This window comes from Pleomorphovibrio marinus, from assembly GCF_003347495.1.
Lineage (GTDB): Bacteria > Bacteroidota > Bacteroidia > Cytophagales > Cyclobacteriaceae > Pleomorphovibrio > Pleomorphovibrio marinus.
The window spans coordinates 596644-619530 of record NZ_QCXY01000001.1 but is presented as its reverse complement, the minus strand read 5'-3'; the positions used below and the strand labels follow the sequence as shown (position 1 = coordinate 619530).

22 protein-coding genes are annotated in these 22887 nt (G+C 43.5%); 12 read left to right on the top strand and 10 right to left on the bottom strand.

The features are described 5' to 3' along the window. The 3 genes from DB520_RS02685 to DB520_RS02675 all read right to left on the bottom strand — a co-directional run bounded on the left by DB520_RS02685 (window position 1) and on the right by DB520_RS02675 (window position 4815). Window positions 1-2109 (bottom strand): bifunctional aldolase/short-chain dehydrogenase, encoded by a 2109-nt coding sequence (locus DB520_RS02685; RefSeq protein WP_114748099.1) that lies wholly within the window; start codon window positions 2107-2109, stop codon window positions 1-3. A 193-nt stretch (window positions 2110-2302) separates the two neighbouring features. Beyond that, window positions 2303-3088 (bottom strand): SDR family NAD(P)-dependent oxidoreductase, encoded by a 786-nt coding sequence (locus DB520_RS02680; RefSeq protein ID WP_114748098.1) that lies wholly within the window; start codon window positions 3086-3088, stop codon window positions 2303-2305. An 11-nt stretch (window positions 3089-3099) separates the two neighbouring features. Next, window positions 3100-4815, bottom strand: coding sequence for an IlvD/Edd family dehydratase (locus tag DB520_RS02675; protein WP_114748097.1), 1716 nt, complete (start codon window positions 4813-4815; stop codon window positions 3100-3102). 376 nt (window positions 4816-5191) lie between these two features. Here DB520_RS02675 and DB520_RS02670 point away from each other — a divergent pair, with 376 nt between their 5' ends. The 5 genes from DB520_RS02670 (at window position 5192) to DB520_RS02650 (ending at window position 8996) form a co-directional block, all read left to right on the top strand. Next, window positions 5192-6934 (top strand): GMC family oxidoreductase, encoded by a 1743-nt coding sequence (locus DB520_RS02670; protein WP_114748096.1) that lies wholly within the window; start codon window positions 5192-5194, stop codon window positions 6932-6934. 120 nt (window positions 6935-7054) lie between these two features. Further along, entirely contained in the window at window positions 7055-7762 is a 708-nt protein-coding gene (locus DB520_RS02665) for a YebC/PmpR family DNA-binding transcriptional regulator (RefSeq protein ID WP_114748095.1), read from the top strand. Between the two features lie 24 nt (window positions 7763-7786). Continuing rightward, entirely contained in the window at window positions 7787-8356 is a 570-nt protein-coding gene (gene yjjX / locus DB520_RS02660) for an inosine/xanthosine triphosphatase (protein WP_114748094.1), read from the top strand. A gap of 87 nt (window positions 8357-8443) precedes the next feature. Continuing rightward, window positions 8444-8758 (top strand): thioredoxin family protein, encoded by a 315-nt coding sequence (locus DB520_RS02655; protein ID WP_114748093.1) that lies wholly within the window; start codon window positions 8444-8446, stop codon window positions 8756-8758. After that, window positions 8739-8996: a DUF6952 family protein gene (locus tag DB520_RS02650; RefSeq protein ID WP_114748092.1), complete on the top strand. Its 258-nt coding sequence runs from the start codon at window positions 8739-8741 to the stop codon at window positions 8994-8996. Before DB520_RS02655 ends, DB520_RS02650 begins: the two co-directional genes overlap by 20 nt. 358 nt (window positions 8997-9354) lie before the next feature. Here the strand turns inward: DB520_RS02650 and DB520_RS02645 are convergent, their stop codons facing one another. Then, the gene (locus DB520_RS02645) at window positions 9355-10350 is read right to left on the bottom strand and encodes an NTPase (protein WP_114748091.1); all 996 of its coding nucleotides are present in this window, start codon (window positions 10348-10350) and stop codon (window positions 9355-9357) included. Between the two features lie 73 nt (window positions 10351-10423). On the opposite strand from DB520_RS02645, the gene DB520_RS02640 reads away from it, so the two are divergent. Beyond that, the gene (locus tag DB520_RS02640; RefSeq protein ID WP_114748090.1) at window positions 10424-11323 is read left to right on the top strand and encodes a M28 family peptidase; all 900 of its coding nucleotides are present in this window, start codon (window positions 10424-10426) and stop codon (window positions 11321-11323) included. Here the strand turns inward: DB520_RS02640 and DB520_RS02635 are convergent, their stop codons facing one another. From DB520_RS02635 to DB520_RS02625, 3 genes are all read right to left on the bottom strand, one after another. Continuing rightward, window positions 11324-13042 (bottom strand): capsule assembly Wzi family protein, encoded by a 1719-nt coding sequence (locus tag DB520_RS02635; RefSeq protein WP_114748089.1) that lies wholly within the window; start codon window positions 13040-13042, stop codon window positions 11324-11326. Continuing rightward, window positions 13039-13707 (bottom strand): hypothetical protein, encoded by a 669-nt coding sequence (locus DB520_RS02630; protein ID WP_114748753.1) that lies wholly within the window; start codon window positions 13705-13707, stop codon window positions 13039-13041. The genes DB520_RS02635 and DB520_RS02630 overlap by 4 nt, the downstream gene beginning before the upstream one ends. Window positions 13708-13844: 137 nt before the next feature. Continuing rightward, window positions 13845-16319 carry a bifunctional UDP-N-acetylmuramoyl-tripeptide:D-alanyl-D-alanine ligase/alanine racemase gene (locus DB520_RS02625; RefSeq protein ID WP_114748088.1) on the bottom strand — a complete coding sequence of 825 codons (2475 nt, stop codon included), beginning with the start codon at window positions 16317-16319 and terminating at the stop codon, window positions 13845-13847. Between the two features lie 190 nt (window positions 16320-16509). Between DB520_RS02625 and DB520_RS02620 the strand changes: the two genes are divergently transcribed. Further along, complete coding sequence (locus DB520_RS02620; protein WP_114748087.1) at window positions 16510-16881, top strand: hypothetical protein; 372 nt, start codon at window positions 16510-16512, stop codon at window positions 16879-16881. Here the strand turns inward: DB520_RS02620 and DB520_RS02615 are convergent, their stop codons facing one another. Continuing rightward, complete coding sequence (locus DB520_RS02615; RefSeq protein WP_114748086.1) at window positions 16882-17622, bottom strand: 1-(5-phosphoribosyl)-5-[(5-phosphoribosylamino)methylideneamino]imidazole-4-carboxamide isomerase; 741 nt, start codon at window positions 17620-17622, stop codon at window positions 16882-16884. Between the two features lie 126 nt (window positions 17623-17748). On the opposite strand from DB520_RS02615, the gene DB520_RS02610 reads away from it, so the two are divergent. From DB520_RS02610 to DB520_RS02595, 4 genes are all read left to right on the top strand, one after another. Beyond that, a complete protein-coding gene (locus DB520_RS02610; protein WP_232834805.1) occupies window positions 17749-18606 on the top strand; it encodes a sugar phosphate isomerase/epimerase family protein in 858 nt (285 codons plus the stop codon). 158 nt (window positions 18607-18764) lie between these two features. Further along, window positions 18765-19250, top strand: a complete 486-nt coding sequence (locus DB520_RS02605; RefSeq protein ID WP_114748085.1) for a TlpA family protein disulfide reductase — start codon at window positions 18765-18767, stop codon at window positions 19248-19250. Window positions 19251-19254: 4 nt separating this feature from the next. After that, window positions 19255-19872, top strand: coding sequence for a thioredoxin family protein (locus tag DB520_RS02600; RefSeq protein WP_114748084.1), 618 nt, complete (start codon window positions 19255-19257; stop codon window positions 19870-19872). An 89-nt stretch (window positions 19873-19961) separates the two neighbouring features. Continuing rightward, complete coding sequence (locus DB520_RS02595) at window positions 19962-20534, top strand: pyridoxamine 5'-phosphate oxidase family protein (protein ID WP_114748083.1); 573 nt, start codon at window positions 19962-19964, stop codon at window positions 20532-20534. Window positions 20535-20619: 85 nt separating this feature from the next. Here the strand turns inward: DB520_RS02595 and DB520_RS02590 are convergent, their stop codons facing one another. Beyond that, window positions 20620-21756, bottom strand: a complete 1137-nt coding sequence (locus tag DB520_RS02590; RefSeq protein WP_114748082.1) for a methionine aminotransferase — start codon at window positions 21754-21756, stop codon at window positions 20620-20622. Window positions 21757-21839: 83 nt separating this feature from the next. Next, window positions 21840-22313 (bottom strand): GlcG/HbpS family heme-binding protein, encoded by a 474-nt coding sequence (locus DB520_RS02585; protein ID WP_114748081.1) that lies wholly within the window; start codon window positions 22311-22313, stop codon window positions 21840-21842. 107 nt (window positions 22314-22420) lie between these two features. Here DB520_RS02585 and DB520_RS02580 point away from each other — a divergent pair, with 107 nt between their 5' ends. Beyond that, window positions 22421-22849, top strand: coding sequence for a secondary thiamine-phosphate synthase enzyme YjbQ (locus DB520_RS02580; protein WP_114748751.1), 429 nt, complete (start codon window positions 22421-22423; stop codon window positions 22847-22849). The last annotated feature ends 38 nt before the right edge of the window (window positions 22850-22887 follow it).

Below are 22887 nucleotides of genomic sequence, written 5' to 3'. Positions count from 1 at the left end.
TTATCTCACGAAAGCAGCTGCCACACCGCCATCTACATTCAAAATATTACCTGTGCTCTTACTTAAATCACCCCCTACAAAAGCAAACACCGCACTGGCAATGTCATCGGTGGAGATTATTTCATTCATGATGGTACGCTTCGCATAGAAGGCTGGCAATTCTTCCACTTTGATTCCGTAGGCTTTAGCTCTTCCGGCGGCCCAGCCTCCTTCCCATATTTTACTTCCCTCTATGACTGCGTCAGGATTCACCACATTTACGCGGATTTTTTCTGGGCCAAGCTCAGCTGCAAGAAGTCTGCTCATATGGACCTGGGCAGCTTTTGCCGTTCCGTAGCCAACGTTGTTGGGCCCGGATACCAAGGCATTCTTACTAGCAATATTGATGATATCGCCACCCTTGTTTTGCTTCCTAAGTACTTCCACGGCCGCCCTGCTGACTGCAAACTGTCCCTTCACCAAAACGTTTTGAAGAAGATCCCATTCCTCATCAGTGGTTTCAGAAATTGGCTTGGAAATAGCCAATCCCGCACAATTGACCACAATATCCAATCCTCCAAACTTCAAAGAGACCGCTTTGGTGGCGCTTGTAATCTGATCAGCCTTCGAAACATCCATTACCACACCATGTCCTGTATCCTTGTCGTAAGTGGCTACTGCTTCGTCCAGTCTCTCCTTACTAATGTCCGTAATAAAAACGCAGGCACCTTCCTTAGCCAAGCGGTCCGCTATTGCCTTTCCGATACCTCCTGCACCACCTGTGACAAGGGCAATTTTTCTGGATAATGGCTTTTCTTTTGGCATTCTTTGTAGCTTGGCTTCTTCAAGTAACCAGTACTCTATATCGAAAGCCTCCTGTAGGGGTAAGGCCACATATTCGGAAATAGCCTCTGCTCCTTTCATTACATTAATAGCATTGAGGTAGAATTCGCTGGCTACCCTTGCTGTTTGTTTGTTTTTGGCATAGGTAAACATTCCCACCCCCGGCCAAATAATTACCACCGGATTCGAATCTCTCATGGCGGGGCTATTGTCCCTCTTGTGATCTTCATAGTACTTTGTATAGTACTCTCTGTATTTTTGGAACTCCTTTTCTAAATATTCTTTTATGGAACTCGTATCGTTCAGGTCTTTGTCTGCAGGAATATCCAACACCAAAGGCCTTATCTTTGTCCTCAAAAAATGGTCTGGGCAGCTGGTTCCTAATGGGGCTAACTTTTCCAGATCGTTGCTGTTGATGTACTCCAAGACACTTTCATTGTCGGTGAAATGACCGATCATTCGGTTATAGCTGGATGCTAATCCCCTTAGAAGTGGTGCAAGGATTGCTGCTTGGTCTTTTCTAGCCTCCGGAGCCAAGGCCTTCACCTTTTGTCCTCCGAATACCGGTCTTTTCTTACCGTAGTTTTCTTCCAAATATTGTGAGGCCTTTTCGATAATCTCCAAGCTGTTTACATAACACTCATAGGAAGTATCTGCCCAGGTGAAAAGCCCATGGCCTCCCAGCATTATCCCCCGTATTCCCGGATTGTCCTTCACAGCTTTTTCCAGCTTTAGTGCAATGTCAAACCCCGGTCTTTGCCAAGGCACCCATGCAATTTGTCCCTCAAAAAGCTCCTCGGTGATTTTTTCACCTTCCTTGGAAGCCGCTATGGCTATGGCAGCATCTGGGTGCAAATGGTCGATGTGCTTAAAAGGAAGGAAGGCATGCAAAGGGGTGTCTATAGAAGGGGCTTTCGAATCCAAGTCATAGATGCAGTGATTAAAAAGTTCCACCATCTCATCTTCAAATTCCAATCCTCTGTAAACGTTCTTCAAAGCGTGCAACTTATCCTGGTAAAGACCTGCAAGACCACTTCTGGTCAAAGTGCCTATATCCCCACCCGAACCTTTGATCCACATGATCTCAGTTTCCTTACCAGAAAGCGGATCCTTTTCCATGGTTTTACAGCTGGTGTTGCCACCACCATAATTGGTGATGCGGAGGTCAGCTCCCAAAATGTTTGAACGATATAGCAACAAGGCTACCTGATCATCACCGAGTTCCTTTTCTTTTTTATGATCCCAGAGATAATCTACATGCTTGAATGTTTTTTCTGCAACTGACATATTAAATAAAATTATTAATTATTGATTTCAACATTGAACTTTAGCGAATATACATTACTGCAATTCTTTAACCATCCTGTGCTGTGCTGATAAGGCTATTTATCCTAACTCAGCAATTTAAAATTCCAGAATTGTCGGATATTTCGCGTAACTGTAAAGTTAAGGGTTATTCGTTAAGGTAAAAAAAATCACGTTAGCGATAGGGAGAGGGGCTTGTAGAAGTCCATCCTCCGTCGATTACCAGACTTTGGCCGGTTATATGCCTTGCCCTGTCCGATACCAGAAAGACAGCAGCGTTGGCAATATCCTCTGGTAAGGCGGGCTTTCCAATAGGGGTGATGTCTGCCCATGTCTTTTCATACCCCTCTTCTGCCGAAGTCCGCTCTGTCAATGTTGCCCCAGGTGCTATGGCATTTACTGTTATTTTGTGTGGAGAAAGCTCCAGCACCAGTGTTTTGGCTAACATTTCCAATGCGGCTTTACTCATACCGTAAGCCGCAAGATCCTTGTGGGCTTGATGACCCGTTACGGAGGACATGAACAAGATAGAACCACCCTTCCCTTGCTTTACCATTTGCCGTGCTGCCGCTTGGGCCAAGAAAAAACTTCCTTGAATATTCAGGTCAATTACTTTTTTTAGATCTTCCCTGGCATAGTCCAAAAAAGGCCCGAAAAGGGTGATGCCCGCATTGGGGATGGCAATGGTTAAACCTCCGAAATGGGATACTGCTTCCTTTACCATAGACGCAAGGAAATCCGGATCCGAAGCATCTCCAGGCCAAGCTAAGCAACTACCAGGCACTAGCCTGTTTACCTCCTCCACAGCCAATTGACAGAGGTTTACCTCAACATCATTCAGCACCACCTTCACGCCGTTTCTTGCTAGTTCCTTGCAAATGGAAAGTCCTATTCCCACCCCTGCCCCGGTGACAACCGCCACCGGGGTAGAAGTGGATGGATTGAACAAATAGCTATCCATATGATCTAGAATCAATGGCTATCCTTGGAAACTTCGCTACCCGAACCTCCCCTTAGAAAATCCAAATCAGCCCCCAGATTGGCCTGCTCCACATGTTTGATATATAACCCGACGTACCCTCTGTCAGCGATTGGCTCTGGTCTTTTCCATGCCTTCTTCCTTTCAGCCAACTCCTCATCGGAAACCAACAATTCCAGTTTACGGTTTGGAACATCTAGGGTGATTTTATCGCCGGTTTTGACTACGGCAAAGTTGCCTCCTTCCGCTGCTTCTGGGGAGGCGTGGAGCACCACCGTGCCAAAACCCGTACCACTCATCCTGCCGTCGGAAATTCGGATCATATCGGTAACCCCTTTATCCAAGACCTTGGGAGGCAAGCCCATGTTACCTACTTCGGGCATTCCAGGATATCCTTTTGGCCCCACATTTTTCAACACCATTATGCAGGTCTCGTCTATGTCTAGTTCCGGATCGTCGATGTTATTCTTGTAATCGTCAATGTCCTCAAAAACTACCGCTCTTCCTGTGTGAGTCATCAGTTCTGGTGCGGCTGCTGAAGGCTTGATAATGGCACCTGTTTCGCAAAGGTTTCCCTTTAAAACTACTATTCCAGAAGTTTTATTAAAAGGATTATCGATGGCCGAAATAACCTTTTCGTTGAAATTTTCAAAAATCTCAACATTGGCACCTATACTCTTGCCATTGACAGTTATACAATCGTTGTGCAAGTGATCCTTAAGCTGTCGAATTATAGCCGGCAGTCCGCCTGCATAGTAAAGGTCTTCCATGAAATATTTCCCGGATGGCTGTAGGTTGGCCAAGAGGGGGATATTCGCGGAGAATTTATCGAAATCTTCCAAGCTGAGGTCAACTCCTATGCGGCCTGCAATGGCCAAAAGGTGAATCACAAAGTTGGTGGAACCGCCTATTGCTGCATTCACCATTATTGCGTTTTCAAAGGCCTCCCTAGTCAATATTTCGGAAATCTTGAGGTCGTTTTCCACCATTTTTACGATTTCCATCCCCGACATATGGGCCATCACTTTTCTGGCCGAGTCCGGTGCTGGAATAGCAGCATTTCCGGGCAGGGAAAGCCCTAGGGATTCCACCATGCATGCCATGGTGCTTGCCGTACCCATTACCGCACAGTGTCCATCACTTCTACATAAACCTGACTCCGCGATGTACAATTCTTCCTGTGACATGCGTCCTGCCCTGGATTCTTCACTAAACCTCCAGATATCACTGGTGCTGATGGAAGTACCTCTGTATCTTCCGGTTAGCATAGGCCCTCCCGAAACCACTATGGTAGGCAAATCCACACTTGCCGCTCCCATTACTAGAGATGGGGTGGTTTTATCACAACCACAAAGCAGCACTACCCCATCCAAAGGATTTGCACGTATGGATTCTTCGGTATCCATGCTAGCCAAGTTTCTGTAAAGCATAGCAGTGGGCTTCATCAAGGTTTCTCCCAAGGACATTACCGGAAATTCCACAGGAAGTCCTCCTGCTTCATACACCCCCCGCTTCACAAATTCCGCTAGCTCCCTGAAATGACTATTGCATGGAGTAAGTTCAGACCATGTATTGCAGATACCTATTACCGGTTTGCCATTCAATTCGTGGGTAGGTATGCCCTGCTTCTTAAACCAAGACCTATAGATGAGTCCATCTTTTCCTGTTTTACCGAACCATCCTTGGCTCCGTCGTTCCTTTTTTTCCATTTTTCGAAGGTTATTTTAAGCGTTTAATTAAGTTAGCTGGGTTAAATATGCACTTTTCCAAGGGATGCTAAAAAGATGATCCTAGGTACCTATGGTGAACATCCAGCATAGTATAATTCAAATATACAAAATATGTGAAACCTCGGAAGGTTGGATTTCTTTTTTCCCAATACCATTGCCCCAGTGGGGATACTCTGTCGGAATAGTCCAAATTGAAGATTCCCGGTATTTGTTAAGGTCATAAATGAGGAAGGGAAAAGAAATGCTTCAAATTTACCCGTTCACGACATAATACAGCATCTTCTTCTAAATCAGTTGTGTTTATAGCATGCCTTACCCTATATTGGAAAATCAATTAACTACAAAATAATTTACCATGAGTTTTGAAATCAATTCACCAAAAGACACCTATGACGCCATCATCGTGGGTTCGGGAGCAGGAGGGGGCATGTCCAGTAAAATACTTTCAGAGGCCGGTTTGAGTGTGGCGGTAGTGGAGGCGGGAGGTGATTTTGACCCCGCCCTGGAAGAATATAGAACGCAAATGAGGTTCCCTTGGGAATCTCCACGAAGAGGAGCCAATACACAAAGGGCTTTTGGGGATTTTGACGCTGCTTATGGAGGTTGGGAGATAGATGGAGAGCCCTACACCCGTAAGGGTGGGACAGAGTTCGACTGGTTCAGATCCAGGATGTTGGGGGGAAGGACCAACCATTGGGGGAGGATTTCTCTGCGTTTTGGCCCGGATGATTTCAAAAGGAAAAGTATAGACGGCCTCGGGGATGACTGGCCCATCTCCTATGAGGACATCCAACCGTATTATGACAGGGTGGATAAAATTGTAGGCGTATTTGGGAGCAAAGAAGGCATTCGCAATGAACCTGATGGCTTTTTCCTGCCCCCGCCAAAGCCACGATTGCATGAACTGGCCTTTATGGAGGGAGGGAAAAAAGCGAACATTCCCGTTATTCCATCCCGGATTTCGGTGCTCACCCGCCCCGTAAACAACGATAGGGGCACCTGTTTTTTCTGTGCCCAATGCAGCAGGGCCTGCCAGGTTTATGCCGATTTTTCTGCCGGCACCGTGTTGGTGAAGCCTTCTATGAAAAAGGGACACGTAGACCTTTATACCCATGCTATGGTTAGGAAAGTTACCACCAATGACAAAGGGGAGGCGACTGGGATTTCCTATGTGAGTAAAGTCGACATGAAGGAATACAAATTGAAGGCAAGAGTAGTGGTGCTGGGTGCCTCAGCATGTGAAACGGCTCGTATTATGCTCAATTCAAAATCCTCTCAGCATCCAGACGGTTTATCCAATAGCAGCGGAATGCTGGGCAGGTACCTTCACGACTCCACTGGGGCAAGTAGAGGAGCGTTTATCCCCTCCATGTTGGGTAGGGATAAATACAACGAGGACGGAGTGGGATCCATGCATGTATACACTCCTTGGTGGCTGGATAACAAGAAATTAGATTTCCCCAGGGGATACCATTTGGAATTTGGGGGAGGGATGCGTATGCCCAATTATGGTTTCGGATTCGGCTTGGACTCCATCCGGAAACATTTCAAGGATGAGTTTGGGAACCCACAACCAAACGGAGGATATGGTGCAGGGTTGAAAAGGGACATCCGGAATTATTATGGGGCCACCATCGGTATTTCGGGAAGAGGAGAAAGTGTGCCCCAATATGACAACTATTGCGAAATTGACCCCTACACCGTAGACAAATATGGCATTCCCGTGCTTCGTTTTCATTACAATTGGACGGAACATGAGGTAAAACAGGCCAAGCACATGCAGGAGACCTTTGAAGAGATTTTCCAAGCTATGGGTGCCACCATTTTGGGGGATAAGCCAGGAGCCGAAAGCAATTATGGTTTGGCTGCACCAGGAAGGATTATCCACGAAGTAGGGGTAACCAGAATGGGAAATGACCCTAAAACCTCCGTTCTCAACAAATATTCCCAGGCCCACGAATGCAAAAACCTGTATGTCGTGGATGCGGGATCTTTTGTGTCACAGGCAGACAAAAATCCTACATGGACTATAATGGCCTTGTCCATCAGGGCATCAGAGCATATAGTGGAGCAGCTCAAACAAAAAAACATAGGGTAGGAAACCCTGCCATGTTTAGCTGATCCAGCCTTGAAATTAGAAATAATAGCTCTATAGGTAGGCTAATGCTTAGGGCAAATAAAAAAAATAGCTATTTTTACGTGCCAGAAAATAACACCTATGGGAAGAGCATTTGAATTCAGAAAGGAACGGAAATTCAAGCGATGGAGTAAGATGTCAAAAGTCTTTACCCGTTTGGGTAAGGAAATAGTGATGGCGGTGAAAATAGGTGGCCCAGATCCCGACACTAACGCCAAACTTAGGACTGTAATTCAAAACGCTAAAGGTGCCTCCATGCCTAAAGACAGGATAGAGGCTGCCATTGCTCGTGCAAGCAATAAGGAAGAGAAGGATTACGAGGAAATCACCTATGAAGGATATGGGCCCCATGGAGTGGCAGTGATTGTGGAGACTGCCACCGACAACCTCAATCGGACGGTAGCCAATATCAGGCATTATTTCACCAAAGCAGGAGGTTCTCTGGGTACTTCTGGATCCGTAAGTTTCATGTTTGAAAGAAAGGCCGTGTTTCGTTTTTCCAAAGGGAATTGGGACATGGAAGAACTGGAGCTGGAATTGATAGACTTCGGGCTTGAAGATATAGACGAAAACGAAGGGGAGATTTTTATTTACACGGAATTTGAGAATTTCGGCAATATGCAAAAAGCCCTAGAGGATAGAGACATTGAAGTCATCAGTGCTGATTTTCAACGTTTTCCCATGTCCTTGACCGAACTTACCCCTGAACAAGAGGAAGAGGTCAATAAAATGATAGAACGTATTGAGGAAGATGACGACGTAAACCATGTTTACCACAACATGGCGTAGTTTTTCTCCATTTTAACTTAACCAATGGCATTTCCAAAAAGAAAAAATCTCCGGGAACAAACCCGACAAAAATTAATTGTAGTAGGCAGTAGAAATCCTGTGAAAATAAAAAGTGCAGAAGATGCCTTTCTAGCTGCATTTGAGGAGCAATTTATCGTTCAGGGACTAGAGGTAGACTCCCAGGTGTCGGATCAACCCAGAGGGGACGTAGAAACCTACACTGGAGCCTATAATAGAGCTTCTTCCGCAAAAAGAGCCTTCCCGGAGGCGGATTTTTGGGTGGGAATCGAAGGAGGTGTAGATGAGGTTGGGGAACAATTGGTGGCTTTTGCCTGGATAGTTGTCCTAAATGGCAGCCAGGTGATAGGGAAAGCTAAAACTGGCACTTTTTTTCTTCCTTCTTCCATCAAAAATCTAATCGATGAAGGTATAGAACTTGGGGAAGCGGACGACAAGGTTTTCCGGCAAACCAATTCGAAACAGGGCGGGGGTTCGGTAGGCCTGCTCACCCACGGAGTGGTGAATAGAAAATCCTATTACGAACAAGCGGTCTTACTTGCCCTCATTCCCTTTTTGAACCAAGACCTGTATTAATTCTACTATGCCCCATAGACATTATCTATTGGTTTATGATTTTCTTAGGGTTTATCTTTGCGCATTCATTCAAAAAAGCGTTTTAATATGTTAGAAGAATTAGCACAAGACAATTTACAAGAGCTCATATCTAGTAACGAAAAGGTGTTGGTTCAGTACGGAGCAACCTGGTGTGGAAACTGTAGGATCATGAAACCAAAAATGAAAAGGTTAAGCAAAACTCATGATACAGTTAAGTTTTTATATGTGGATGCCGAAAAACTGCCTGAATCAAGAAAATTAGCCGAGGTGTCCAATTTACCTACCTTTGCCACGTTTAAGTCTGGTAAACTGGTAAACCAAGTTCAAACTAACAAGGAGGAAGTACTGAAAACTTTGATCGATGAGATTACCAATAATTAAACACGTCCTAAATTTTATTGAGGAGAATGATGAAGATTGGGTAAACGAGACCATCGAACTTCTCGAATCCATCACCGAAATAAGCTCGCTGAAGGACGATGAATTGGATGTGATTGGGGAGCTACTTTCAAACTTATATGGCACTTTGGAGGTTAACAAAATGATGAAAGAAGGAATGGACAAAAAGGAAGCTATGAACTCTTTTATGAAAAGGGTAGTAGGTTCGATCGATAAATAAAGATTACGCTGGATTGGGTAGAAAGTTGTTAATCACCCGGTTTTCACCAATTACCTACTGATAGTGTAAGGCATGTCGTTTAAGACATGCCTTTTTTTATTAACAAGGGTTGTAATCTTTTGCCAAAGGCCTTAGGGGTTTTTACTAAAGAAGGAGACCCCAGTTTTAATAAATACTAATTGCTTCTGTATGCGTTAAATCTCCCCACATTTAGGGGCCTTTTCTTACGGGCCTATGCGAAAGACAGAAAAGCTTCCGATAGGTATTCAGGAAAACAGGACAGGAAATAGTATAAGATGCATGGGGCAAAGGTAATTCGACACCTTAAATACTTTAATGAGCAGAAAGGTATCCATCGTTAATTTTCGCTAATTTGCCTCAAAAAGGAAGATAGCGCTTCCTTCCAACTGGGAGATGCATCCCATTTTTCCCCGATGTACAATTCATTTCTCACCAAAAACTTGACATAATACTTGACCACAATCCGGTTGGGATCCACTTCTGGGGGAACGTTTAATCCCATGTTTTCCATGATGTCCCCTTCTCTACCTTCGATTCTCATCAACATAAATTGAACCCTGTCCCGGATTAATTCCTGGTTGCTTCTGGCTGTGTTAATAAACTCTACCTGGTAGGGATAAACCTCCTCAAATACGGATTCTAACCCTTCCCTTTCTTCCCGTTGTTCGGCTAGCCTTTGCGCTTCACTTTTGCCAAACAAATCATGCCTAAAGGTAAGTAGGTATCCAGAGTCCCCAGATGCTCCAGAGAGCAAAACCCCTATTTTAAACACATCGAGGTTAAGTGGTTTTCTTCTTAGGAAGTTACTCGCTCCAGAAGTCCTTCCCTGACCTTCTTCCACTTGAGGGAATTCAGGAATCTCTATAACCAAAAAATTTTCGGATGGCTTATTAACTCCTATGGATTTCACATCTTCAAAAAACTGATCCAGACTTGTGGCACTGACGGATATATGCTCACCGGGTGATATGATATTCTCGTTTTTGGAAAAAGGAAAAATATGTAAATGAAAATTGCCGTTGGAAGTCCTTGTCACCACAATGATGTTGTTGATTAATCGTTTCTGAAAAGCATTGGCATAGATTTGTAGGGTTTCTTCCGACAGGGCTACTTCTTCTAATTCGAAATATCCCACAGGATCACCGCCGGCATCCACCAAAGGTGAATGAACCTTTTCTGCTAGTTCTTCCCAGGTCAGTGAGGGCTGAGCTGCCGGCGAACAAGAGATCAGTACAGCTGATTTACCGGATAAAAAGCCCTCAACGGGTTGTTGCTGACCAAAAACCAAAGCCTGGACGAAGCAGACCAAGACCAGCATGTGTATATATTTCATAAACAAAATTATTGCAAACGCTAAAGTTTAGTATTTTCACGGATAATCACAACGCATAAGCTTCCCAATTACTATGAGAACGGCCAAATCTATCATAATATTTTTTCTGCTCTGGGCTTCCTATGAGATCAATGCCCAACAACTCTCCACTGACCAATCCCTAAAGGATTTGGAATACCTCTCATCCCCAAAGCTGGAAGGAAGGAAACCCCTCAGCAAGGGAAGCCAACTTGCGCAAGACCATATCAGGGCAAGGTTCCGAGAACTTGGCCTTGGTTCTCAATTTCAAGACTTCACTCAGCCCTTCTCCCTTCCTTCCTCAATTTCCAAAAAGGAAGGTAAAGCCAAAAACATAGTAGGGTTCGTTCCCGGTTCTGAACTCGATAGGATAATAATAGTGATGGCGCATTATGACCATATCGGAGTTAAAGACGGTGAAATCTACCATGGTGCTGACGACAACGCTTCGGGAGTGGCTGGACTACTTTCCTTAGCTGCCCATTATGCAAAGCATAGGCCCCTTCATTCCATGGTTTTCGCGGCTTTAGATGCAGAGGAGATGGGTCTTTTAGGAGCAAAGGCACTACTAGAGGACTTTCCCTTTTCCCAAGATCAAATTGCATTGGTTGTTAATATGGATATGATAGGTAGAAGCGATAATGACCGCTTGTATGCAGTAGGATCCAGACATTATCCTCATTTATTACCTTTATTGGAGGAGGTATCCAAAACAGCCCCTATAGAATTGTTCATCGGCAACGACGGAGGTTTTGGAAAAAAGGACTGGTCAAAGGCGTCTGACCATGCTCCCTTCCATGCTGAGGGAATTCCATTCCTGTATTTTGGGGTGGATGACCATGAAGATTACCACAGACCTTCAGATACCTTTGAGAATATAGATCAAGCATTCTTTCTCAAGGCCATTGATACCATTTTCCGGGTTATGGAAAAATTTGACAGCAGCCAGCTTTAGTTATTTAAAAACATAGGTAGCTCCGAATTTTGCGGTTACGTTGTTTTTGTCGAGGCCTGGCACAAAATAGGTAGTTGGATCATTCTCTATATACCAGTGGTAATTCAAGGTGTTGACAAATTGGAGGTTAGCAAATACCAATATTTGATCAAATCGCCATTCGCCAATGAGGGAGGGGACTATGTCCACATATTTAGTTCGCCAATCTTTGATATCCTCAAATCGCTTATAGTAAAAGTCATTGTTGTGATTGATGTATTCCAGTTGAAACCCGATTCGGTTAAAATCCTTCACCCAGGCAATATCCGCAGAAATGACATTACTCCCAGGCCCATAACCAAAACCCAAAACCTGGCCCCTATGGGTATAGCCATGCCTCACGTGGGGATGAGTGTACCAACTGTTTCTAGCCAGTATGTTTTCCCTCACGGTCTGACCCGTCTGTGTCATTTCCATGCCTACCTGTATGAATTCCCTCTGTTTCTTTAGCTTTATCAGGTGGCTGAACCCAAAGGTGAATGCCCTGTTTAGGTCGGGATTGATCAGAAAATCATACATGGTCCTACTGTTTCCATTAGAGCCATATTCCCCATAGAATTCAAAATGGCCTTGAGGGCTTATCCACCTAAAGAACCCAGAGCTCATCTGGTTTCTTCTGTCCACGGCAGGCTTACTGATGGCCTGAGGGCCCTTTTCGCTGTTGAACATGGGCAGATAGTCCCTGAAGGTTTCCATGTCCGAATTATACATTTGGGACACACTACTAAATCCCAAAAACAACCCTGGTACCCATTCCGGTTGGTAGGTCATTACGAATCCTGCCAAATATCTCCAATCACTTCTGTCTCTCTTTGGCGCATAAGGAGGGGTGGTCCGAAAGGTCACGTCCGTATTTGGCGGGCCAAAGCCAGAAGCTTCCAGCCTTCCTGCTATCAATTGGGTTTCGAATTTACCTATGGGAGTGGAAACGGGTTTTCTGGTATTGATGGTGGCATGCAAGAAACCTGGAGCGTGGTTACTCATAAGCAGGGATGCCCTGCGCCCAGGCCCCCACCACAGGTTTTCGGTAGATATTCCTACAGACCATTCTTTGTAGTTATACCTAATACTGGATTGCCCCATTAATAAACTGACATAGGCCCTTTCCCCAAACCGCTCTGGTCTGTCAATGGTATTAAGCCAGTCATAATACTGCGCCCAGGTACTGGGGTCATGCTCCAGGGGAAAGCCCATGTAATCCCTGTTCGCAGCATAGAGAAATTCAGGTTGTATTTGCAGGGTCAACCCCCCATATTCTGCATAAATGCCAAAACTGGCAAGATACTGCATGCCTGCATTTGGGATCATTGGGCCATTGTTGATGCCGAAAGCGTAATTGGAGTTGTACTGGGTCCTGAGCATACCAGGCAACAACATGAACTTCCCCTTGCTGTCCTTTGAAGAAAAACTGAACTCCGAAAGGTCTTCGTCGGTAAAAGTTCCGTCTAGGTCTATTCCGTTTTCTTTGTTGAAGGACTCACTGGGATAGAGAGGGCGAATCATAAAGCTCACACTTGAGTCGAGTTCCCCTAATAACTGCTGCCGCCTCATATAGTCTTCGAATATGGGAAAATTGAGGGACACGCTTTGCGCCACTAAAAAAGTAGGAAGACACATGCCTGCCAATAGAACCAGTATAGCAGTGGCATTCAATAAACTTTTTCCTAGGTTCTTTTTCATTTTAATGTCATAGTGGTCACTTCAATCTTAGCTACAGACCAGCTTTCATCACAGACCGGGTCGGAAGCATTTTCTTGTTTTAATTCATCCCCACACACGATCTCAATAGAGGAGGAACTGTGTGAAATGTACTTGGAAATTCTGTATTTTGTGGTCCATCCCAATTGACCCTCATACTGACACCTACCAGGAAGGTCTGTTTCCAAGGCTCCCGATTTAGGTTCGTTTAGCCTGGGAAAGTTATCAGGATAAGACTGGTATAGGCAAAACAAAGACTCGCAAGGACTATTGGAGAACGTAGTACGCAAAACTTCTATGCCATCCAACTGCATGTACCAAAAATCAGGCCCTCCGACGTTGTCCGGATTTCCGTCCCAACTGTCATGAACCAGCAATTCCACAGTAACTTGAATGGTGTTATGGGTAGGTAAATTTGGCAAAGTAAGCTTTATCTCTTCATTATGAAAATAACCCATTACTGTATCCCCATTAAAAACATGCAACCTTCCCTCTTGAATATTTGACAAATCAGAATTTGAAAAGTCATTGGAATAAATTAATGTTTCTTCTGTCAATACCTGTTCACAAGAGAAGAAAAATACAACTAAGATCCCAGCCGCAAAAGATTTAATTCCTTGGATGAAGTCATTCAAAATAGCCCTCATTTCATAACCGTTTATTAAAATAGGTCCACATATGGAGTAATTGTCCTTCACCAAAACCCTGAAATTAATTATCGAACAAATAAACGAAATATTTGGCAATCTTGGAGAAATCCTTCGCACATTTACAAAATTGATATTTAATCCCAAAAGTAGACCCTTTTTACCCTATGGGTAATATTTGTAAGCAGCTCATAGGGGATGGTGCCAATGGTCTTGGCGAGTTCCGAGAGCTCCACACCCTCCCCATATATACAGGCTTCATCGCCCTCCTTTACGGAAGGTATATGGGTTACATCAACCATGCACATGTCCATGCAAACATTTCCCACTACAGGGGCCTTTTGTCCATGGATAAGCACAAAACCGACACCATTTCCAAACCGTCTGTCGAATCCATCCGCATAACCGATATTCAAAGTGGCTATTTTACCCCCATTTATTAGCCTCCCTTTTTGGCCATACCCTACGGATTCTTCCGGCAGGATGGTTTTTATTTGTGCAATAGGGGTTTTCAATGTGCCAATTTGGGTCAATGGCAAAGCTTCGCCTCCGACCGGATCTACCCCATAAAGCCCAATTCCCAATCTAACCATATCCATGGCATACTTAGGAAACCGTTGGATCCCGGCGGTGTTCAGCACATGTAACAATGGTTTATTTTCCAACACCGAACAAAGGGTATCTGCATAGTCGACAAATTTCTTAAGTTGTAAGCTGGTAAACGGATCTTTGGCGATGTCATCAGCGGCCGCCAGATGGGTGAAAATACTGGCTACCTGAAGCAAAGGGGACTCTTTCAATAGAGCGCATAGGCTGTCAAGTTCTTTTTCTTCAAACCCCAGTCTTTTCATGCCAGTATCTATATCAAGGTGTATTCTTATTGATGTGGGGATGCTTGAGGCAAAAGTAGAAATGGACTTCAGTATATTTATACTGTAAACCACTGGTTCCAATTTATGCCTTGCCAATTGTTCAAAATTTTCCTTGTTGCTGTTCAAGACCATAATTGGCAGTGATATTCCGGCCTTTCTCAGTTCCACCCCCTCATCGGTATATGCCACCGCGAGGTATTCGGCTCCTAATACCTGCAATTGTTTAGCAATTTCTGTGGAACCACCCCCGTAGGCAGAAGCTTTTACCATCACCATTAGTCGGGTGCCCTCGGGCAGCAGCGATCGGTAGAGCTGGAAATTGGAGGTAAGGGCATTAAGGTTGATTTCAAGCACCGTACCATGAATCTTTTCCTCCAACTGCTTTACAATGGATTCGAATGAGTATTTCCTGGCACCTTTCACCAAGATCAATTCCCTGTTAAAGTTTTCTGCTTTGAAATCGGCCAAAAATTCAGAAGTGGAAGGATAAAATTCCCCATATATGCCAAAAATATCCCGATACCTGGATAAGGAGTCCCCGATGCCTATTAATTTTTTTATCTTATAATGGTGTATCAAGTCAGCCACCTTTTGGTAGGCATGACCCTCATCCCCGGTCTGAAGTAAATCGGATAGGATTAGGGTGCGGTTTATATCCAAGGGCTGCTCCTCCATCATTTGCAGCGCTATTTCAAGTCCAGCTAGGTCATTATTATAGGTGTCATCAATAAGGAGGCAATGGTTAATGCCTTGCTTTAAAGTCAGCCTCATATCTACAGGCTTTAGCTGAGGGAGGTAGCCTTGGATCTTAGCTGGAGAAATGCCCAAGGTTAGGCAAGTTGCAACCACATGCCTAAGGTTTTCTAATGATGCCTCATCCGTAAATTCAGTGCTAAAGGTAAAAATACCCAAGTCGGGTTTCATCAGTAATATTTTACAAGTCCCTTGCCTTTTTTTGGTGGAAAGCACATAGTCTGCAGGTCCTGAATTGGACCAGCCTATGAGTCTGTCTTCGGGAATCTCACTTTTCAAAAACCGACTTACCAAAGGCTGGTCGGCACAATAAACCACATACTTGGCATTTTTGAGAAATTTAGCTTTCTCTTTCAGTTTATGCTTTCTGTTTTCAAAATTGCTGTCATGGGCTGAGCCAAGGTTGGTAAAAATGGCTATATCGGGATGAATCATTTGCTCCAGCTTCTGCATTTCACCGGGCTGGGAAATGCCTGCTTCAATAATCCCAATTTGGTAGTTTTTGCCAAGGCCAAAAAGTGAAAGTGGTACTCCAATTTGGCTATTGTAACTTTTTGGGCTTTTGGCAACTCGGTAATCATTGGACAGTATCTGTCCTAGCCATTCCTTAAGGATAGTTTTTCCATTACTTCCGGTGATACCAATGGTTATCCCCTCAAATTTTTCTCTATTCCACTTGGCAATGGTTTGCAGGGCCTCCAAGGAACTTTTCACCATTACTATATTGCTACCGGAAAGTGATGCCTGGAGAGCCTTTACCTTCTCGGGGTTTTGAACAATGAAATTACGAACTCCCTTTTTGTATGCGGCTTCCATAAAATCATGACCATCCCTGCGATTGCCCATTAGGGAAATAAACAATGAACCCCTACCTTGGATGATGTTTCTTGAATCGACGAATACGGATTGGATGGCGGTAGGTTCACCCTTCATTATCCATTCACCGCTCAGTAGTGAAAATAGTGTATCTAGAGTAAATGGGTACATTGAACCTGTTTTCTTTCAAAATATTTTCCAAAAATACGATTTCATTACTAAAGAAAAATATTCTCCTATTTTGGGTTTCAATCTGTAATGGGGAGCTGTGTTTTTTTGATAAAAGGGATATTTTCAGTATATTTGGAGTATAGGTAAAATAAACAAGAACATTTCATTTGATTTAAGGTCACCCAAAAAAATGTATCTTCAAAACAATATTCTCCCCGGTACAAAATTCATCGGCTTTGTCGGTTTGATATTTTGTTTTTTCTTTCACAGCCAAGTATTTGCCCAGTCTGACCGGGAAACTGTCATTCAGGAAAGGCAAAAGGTAGAACATTCTGAAAAGGCCAAAGAGAAAAAAGTAAAGCAGGAGGTTACTGAAGAAAACAGCTATTCTCCCAAGGATAAGGAGGATTCAAGTTTCCGAAATGACAAGAAAAAAGAGTCGGGAAATTATCACTCTAGTTACAGTGAAGAAAATGAGTCCTTTGAAGCTAAGGACGGTGAAAAACCTTCCGTATCCTTCAATATTTTTCTATATGTTTTAGACCGATTCAAGGAAAATTAATCAATTGGTTGTAGTTGCTAAAAAATTATCCAAATCTTTCAACGTGATCTTTTTCTCATAAAAAGCGCGGCCGAATACCACACCACTCACGCCCAAATCCTTTAATCGGTTAAAGTCGCTAATATCCCTTACTCCTCCACTTGCCAAAATATGTAAGGATGGAAATTTATTTGCCAACTCTTCGTATAGCTCAAAATTAGGCCCGTCCATAAGGCCATCTCTACTGATATCTGAGCATTTTGCATATTTCAAGCCCCTCTCGAAGAAAAAAGTAAGGTGGTCAAAAAGCTGTGTAGTGGTTTTTGTTTGCCAGCCCTTGATTTTAATGCTGAGGTCCCTGCTGTCAGAATCTGCTGCGAGGTTTATTTTTTCCCTGCCGTAGGAAATCAACCACTGGGCAAAACGCTCTGGGAAACGGACAGCCACTGTTGCAGCAGTTACGGAGGAGGCACCATGCTCAAAAGCCTTAATAACATCCCCATCTGTGGACACCCCGCCTGTGAAATCAACTTTCAAGGAAGTGTATTGTACTATTGCCTCCAAAATATGGTAGTTTTTCGGAGATTCTCTTACTGCTCCGTCCAAATCTACAAGGTGAAGTTTGGAAATGCCGTGATCTTGAAAAGCCTGGGCTATTTCAAGGGGGTTATCAGAAATGACCTCCTCAGTAGAAAAATCTCCCCGCTTTAAACGCACGCATTTTCCGTTGATCAACCATATAGAGGGAATAATTTCAAACATGTTGGGCTGGTATAATTAAGACTAAATTTAAGGTTTATGTGTCAAAGCATTGACATGAAATGCGAAGTTTTTTTATATCCATTGTCAAAACCTTATCTTTAACTTTCCAAAAACCGTATTAGACACATGAAGCCCTTTAATAATATGACCCGTTACTCTAAAATCATTAGCGTTGCCACATTCTTTTGGCTCACCCTGTTCAGCACTGGGATTTTTGCCCAAAAAATTGGTCTGCAATTGTATAGTCTCCGAAATCAAATGGAAATGGATGTGGAGAAGTACCATGAGATCATAGACCAATGGGATATCAAGTATATCGAGGGAGGAAGCACCTATGGGATGTCTATGGATGAATACCTGGAAATGCTCGACAACTTAGGTTTACAGATGGTAGCAGTAGGGGCTGACTACGAACAGCTTAAAAAAGATCCCCAACAATTTATCGATAATGCCAAAGCTTTCGGTGCAAAATATATTGTCACATTTTGGATTCCTCACGACGGGGAATTTGGAGAAACTCATGCCAAAGAAGCTGTTAGGGTGTTTAATGAGGCGGGTAAAAAAATCAAAGATGCAGGATTGACTTTTTGCTATCACCCACATGGGTATGAATTTAAATCGTATGAGGGGGGTACACTATTTGACTATATGTTGGCAAATGCAGACCATTTCGACTTTGAAATGGACGTTTTTTGGGTGCAGATGGGGGGAGGAGACCCATTGGCGTTGTTAAAAGCTCATCCGGACAAGTTTCCCTTATTGCATCTTAAGGACAGAAAAAAAGGAACAGAAGGGACCGATGATGGCACTGGTGATGTGGAAACCAATGTGGTATTGGGAACTGGGGATATTGATATTGCAGGAATCATCCGCCAGGCAAAAGCCAATAATGCCGAGTACCTAATCATTGAAGACGAATCGTCCAGGTCGGTGGCCCAAATCCCCCAAAGCGTTTATTATATTAGACAAATTCTGGATGAATAACCTAATCACTCTCGTATAGAGGGTTTGTTGCCTTTTTGGAACAAAAATACTGGTTATTAGGTTACTATAAATCATGTTCTCTAGTAAGCAAATGGTCTCCGAGCCGTAAGTTAATTTGTGTTACCCCTAAAAATAGTAAAATAGCCTGAATAGCAATTATGGTTAAATTCCATGTTTCATTATTGGTGATTTTCCTCACATTATTTTTGAAAATTGATAATGAGGATATTGCTCCATTTAAGGTCATTTCTTTCGATGAGTTTGAGGAGATGACGAAGGAATCCTCGGATAAGATCAAAATTTACAATTTTTGGGCTACATGGTGTGCCCCATGTATCAGGGAAATGCCAGATTTTGAAAAGGTGAATGCGGAAGATCCCTCCGTAGAGTTGATATTTATTTCGATGGATGATGGAAGGAAGCCAGAAAGGGTGACAAATTTTATAGAAAAAAGAGGGGTAAAATCACCGGTCTTTCTATTGGATGACGTGGATTTCAATAGTTGGATAGATAAGGTGAGTAAAAATTGGTCCGGTGCCATTCCAGCCACCCTATTTGTGAAACCCAACGGGGAAAGGGCCTTTCACGAAGGAGATATGGACGAAGAAAGTTTGAGAAATTTTATTAGCCAACTAAAACAATAAAATCATGAAATTGAAAGTACAACATTTATTCGGTTTTCTATTTGCCTTCTTGATATGCCATTCAATTCAGGCGCAAGATGGTTACCAGGTTGGTGACAAAGCCAGCGATTTTAAGCTAAAAAATGTGGATGGTTCCTATGTGTCTATGGGCGATCATGATGATGCAGAGGGATTTTTGGTAATATTTTCCTGCAATACCTGTCCCTATGTGGTAGCCTATGAAGACAGGATGATTGCACTACACAACCAATTTGCTCCCAAGGGTTACCCGGTCATTGCCATTAATCCAAATGATGACGGTGCCAGTCCAGGAGATAGTTTTGAGAAGATGAAAGAAAGGGCAGATGCAAAAAATTTCCCTTTTGCGTATGTGTACGACGAAACGCAGGAAACCACGAAAGAGTACGGAGCCACCAATACACCGCAGGTGTATCTACTAGAAAAGGATGGCAATGACTATATCGTGAAATACGTGGGAGCCATAGACAACAATTACCAAGACGCTTCCTCCGTGACTAAAAAATATGTGGAAGATGCCATGGAAGCAGTGCTCACAGGGGATGAAGTGCCGGAGAAAAAGACCAAGGCAGTGGGTTGTACCATTAAATGGAGAAAATCTTAATCACCATAGATGTTGATAGTTCCTCCCTTTCACTGGCTATTAAGAGTGGAAGGGAGGTTTTTTGTGGATCAGAGTAAAAGTCATAGGTCATGCTATTCACTGAAAAAACTGAGCTTTCCCAGGTTTTTGAGCTATTCCAGGCTGAATGTTCCAAGGCAGTAATTGATCCCAACCACCCATTCCGGTTCATTACCCTAAGTACTTTCGGGACTGAATTTCCAAATAGCCGTTATGTGGTGTTACGAGCGATAAACCAAGACTTTAAAGTTTATTTTTATACCGATTCAAGAAGTCAGAAAATTGCTGAAATTCAAAAAAACCCAGCCGTCTCCTTACATTTATATCACCCGGAAAAGAAGGTCCAAGCCAAAATATTGGGTAAGGCTTCTGTTCATACCATGGATGAGATCACGGCCTACCATTGGAAAAAGGTGAAGGGGGAAGCAAGAAAAGCCTATTGCTCGATTCATAAACCCGGAACCAAAATCGATTCTCCCGAACAAGCACATCAATGGTCTGAAAATCTAGATGCCAGGTATTTTTCTATCCTGGCCATCAACCCCAGAAGTGTGGAGTTGCTTCAACTTAATGGTGTAGAGCATTTAAGGGCGGTTTTTAACAAAAAAAATGGGGGCTGGGAATTTTCCTGGTTGGCTCCTTAACCAAAGAGGTCCAGAATAACCCAAGTGGTTACGTTTTTAAAAGGATTCCCAGTTCTTGGATGCTCAAATGCCGGATTCCTTCGGGTTATAGGCTGCACAGGATTTCCCCAGCCCTGTCCAACATTTCATCGTCCTTGGCAAAACAAAACCTAAGCAACTTATTATCTATTTTGTCCTTATAAAAAACAGATACGGGGATCGATGCTACTTTTATTTCCTTAGTGAGCCTAACGGCTAAATCATAATCATGCTCATCCGTAATCTCCTTGTAGGAAACAATTTGAAAGAATGAACCCTTGGAAGGGTGGAACTTGAACCTGGAGGACTTGATGGCCCTAATGAACCGGTCTCTCTTCTGTTGATAATATTGGCTTAGGTTCTCATAATGTTCCGGTTCCTTAAGAAAGTCAGCCAATGCATGTTGCATAGGTGTAACGGTACTGAAGGTAATAAATTGATGGATTTGCCTAAAGGAAGCAGTAAGTGCCTTGGGTGCTAGGCAATAGCCAATTTTCCACCCGGTCATGTGATAGGTTTTTCCAAAGGAACCACAGACAAAGGAACGCTCTCTAAGCACTGGGTGAGTCATCATAGAATGGTGCTTTTCCCCATCAAATACGATGTGCTCATAAACTTCATCACTGATAATATAAATATCCTTATCCCGTACGATGGCCGCCAGTTCCTCCAAATCCTGTGAGCTCAGGACTGTACCCACGGGGTTATGAGGAGAATTGATCATGATGGCCTTGGTTTTGGGAGTTATTTTTTCCTTTACTTTGTCCCAATTGATTTTAAAATCGGGAGCATTAAGGGTCACATAAACCGGTTTTCCTCCATTCAAGTCCACGGCGGGTCTGTAGCTATCGTATGCAGGCTCAAGTAGGATTACCTCATCTCCGGGGTAAACCACGGCTGTTACCGCACAAAAGATGGCCTCTGTGGCTCCAGAAACGATGGTGACCTCCTCCTCGGGATGATAGTGTACGTTGTAAACCCTGGAAGTTTTTTCGGAAAGGCTTTCTCTTAGTTCAGGAATACCACTCATAGGGGCATATTGGTTGAAGCCGTGTTTCATGTAGTGGTTAACCAATTCTGTGAGTTTGGGTGAGCAATCAAAACTCGGGTATCCCTGGGAAAGGTTAAATGCACCTTCGTCTGCTGCCAATTTGGACATAACGGTGAAGATGGTAGTACCTGCGTAAGGTAATTTGGAGGGCATATCTTTATTTTGGCATTATTGGAAAAAGTCCCTGGGTAGCGCATTGCTCCCCAGGGCCTTCATTAACGTTTATAGGTTGAGAATTAGGGGAAAGCCTTAAGCCCAGCCTCAGCAATTATACCGTCTTGGGCAGAGGTGACTCCACTGACTCCAATAGAACCTATGACCATCCCATCATGTTCGATTGGCAAGCCACCTTCCACTGCCACCACGTTGGGCAAGCTCATGATGTGAACGTTGCCGCCTTTTACGGCCTCCTCAAACACCTTGGTAGGCCTTTTAAATTTCAAGGCAGTTTCTGCCTTCTTCTGGGCGACTTCCACACTGCCCACTTGTGTGCCATCCATTTTCCTAAGGGCAATCAAGTGACCCCCGGCATCTAAAATGGCAATGACAACATTCCAATTTTCAGCCCTGGCTTTGGCCTCTGCAGCATCGGAAATCTTTTGGGCTTCTTCAAGGGAAATTATTTTTGCACTAAGGCCCTGGGCCTGGGTGGTGGAAAAAAATCCTAGACCAAGTACAGTCATAAGGAATATCAAGCTTATCTGTTCCATCTTCGAAAGATTTTAGGGTTAAATGATTTATGGTAATTCCTTAAAGATAAATAAATTTGGACGAAAGCAGAACCTATTTGTTTTAAGTTGTACCTAAATTTATGTTCATGCAGTTATTCCAAAAAACCATACAACTCTCTCCTTATCCGCGGGGATTTCACCTCATAACCAATGAAATTGTGGACAACATTCCGGAAATCAAGAAATTGAACGTAGGGTTGCTACAGGTTTTTATCCAGCACACTTCCGCAGGGCTCACCATCAATGAAAATGCAGACCCAAGTGTGCGCAGGGATTTTGGAGCCTTTATTGACGACCTGGTCCCAGAGGACTATCCTAACTTTATTCATACCTATGAAGGCCCAGATGATATGCCAGCCCATTTAAAGGGAAGTTTGTTGGGCTTTGATCTGAAAATCCCAATCACCGATGGAAAACTAAATCTTGGTACCTGGCAAGGGATCTATCTTTGCGAATTCAGAAATCATGGAGGAAGTAGAAAGCTCGTGCTTACGGCTTTTGGTACTGGCAGTTAAATATTTAGGTGAGGAACGGGATTTTTTTGCTTATCCAC

Coding starts and splice junctions, on each gene's coding strand:
- DB520_RS02685 (WP_114748099.1), bottom strand. CDS start 2,109: ATGTCAGTTGCAGAAAAAACATTCAAGCATGTAGATTATCTCTGGGAT.
- DB520_RS02680 (WP_114748098.1), bottom strand. CDS start 3,088: ATGGATAGCTATTTGTTCAATCCATCCACTTCTACCCCGGTGGCGGTT.
- DB520_RS02675 (WP_114748097.1), bottom strand. CDS start 4,815: ATGGAAAAAAAGGAACGACGGAGCCAAGGATGGTTCGGTAAAACAGGA.
- DB520_RS02670 (WP_114748096.1), top strand. CDS start 5,192: ATGAGTTTTGAAATCAATTCACCAAAAGACACCTATGACGCCATCATC.
- DB520_RS02665 (WP_114748095.1), top strand. CDS start 7,055: ATGGGAAGAGCATTTGAATTCAGAAAGGAACGGAAATTCAAGCGATGG.
- yjjX (WP_114748094.1), top strand. CDS start 7,787: ATGGCATTTCCAAAAAGAAAAAATCTCCGGGAACAAACCCGACAAAAA.
- DB520_RS02655 (WP_114748093.1), top strand. CDS start 8,444: ATGTTAGAAGAATTAGCACAAGACAATTTACAAGAGCTCATATCTAGT.
- DB520_RS02650 (WP_114748092.1), top strand. CDS start 8,739: ATGAGATTACCAATAATTAAACACGTCCTAAATTTTATTGAGGAGAAT.
- DB520_RS02645 (WP_114748091.1), bottom strand. CDS start 10,350: ATGAAATATATACACATGCTGGTCTTGGTCTGCTTCGTCCAGGCTTTG.
- DB520_RS02640 (WP_114748090.1), top strand. CDS start 10,424: ATGAGAACGGCCAAATCTATCATAATATTTTTTCTGCTCTGGGCTTCC.
- DB520_RS02635 (WP_114748089.1), bottom strand. CDS start 13,042: ATGAAAAAGAACCTAGGAAAAAGTTTATTGAATGCCACTGCTATACTG.
- DB520_RS02630 (WP_114748753.1), bottom strand. CDS start 13,707: ATGAGGGCTATTTTGAATGACTTCATCCAAGGAATTAAATCTTTTGCG.
- DB520_RS02625 (WP_114748088.1), bottom strand. CDS start 16,319: ATGTACCCATTTACTCTAGATACACTATTTTCACTACTGAGCGGTGAA.
- DB520_RS02620 (WP_114748087.1), top strand. CDS start 16,510: ATGTATCTTCAAAACAATATTCTCCCCGGTACAAAATTCATCGGCTTT.
- DB520_RS02615 (WP_114748086.1), bottom strand. CDS start 17,622: ATGTTTGAAATTATTCCCTCTATATGGTTGATCAACGGAAAATGCGTG.
- DB520_RS02610 (WP_232834805.1), top strand. CDS start 17,749: ATGAAGCCCTTTAATAATATGACCCGTTACTCTAAAATCATTAGCGTT.
- DB520_RS02605 (WP_114748085.1), top strand. CDS start 18,765: ATGGTTAAATTCCATGTTTCATTATTGGTGATTTTCCTCACATTATTT.
- DB520_RS02600 (WP_114748084.1), top strand. CDS start 19,255: ATGAAATTGAAAGTACAACATTTATTCGGTTTTCTATTTGCCTTCTTG.
- DB520_RS02595 (WP_114748083.1), top strand. CDS start 19,962: ATGCTATTCACTGAAAAAACTGAGCTTTCCCAGGTTTTTGAGCTATTC.
- DB520_RS02590 (WP_114748082.1), bottom strand. CDS start 21,756: ATGCCCTCCAAATTACCTTACGCAGGTACTACCATCTTCACCGTTATG.
- DB520_RS02585 (WP_114748081.1), bottom strand. CDS start 22,313: ATGGAACAGATAAGCTTGATATTCCTTATGACTGTACTTGGTCTAGGA.
- DB520_RS02580 (WP_114748751.1), top strand. CDS start 22,421: ATGCAGTTATTCCAAAAAACCATACAACTCTCTCCTTATCCGCGGGGA.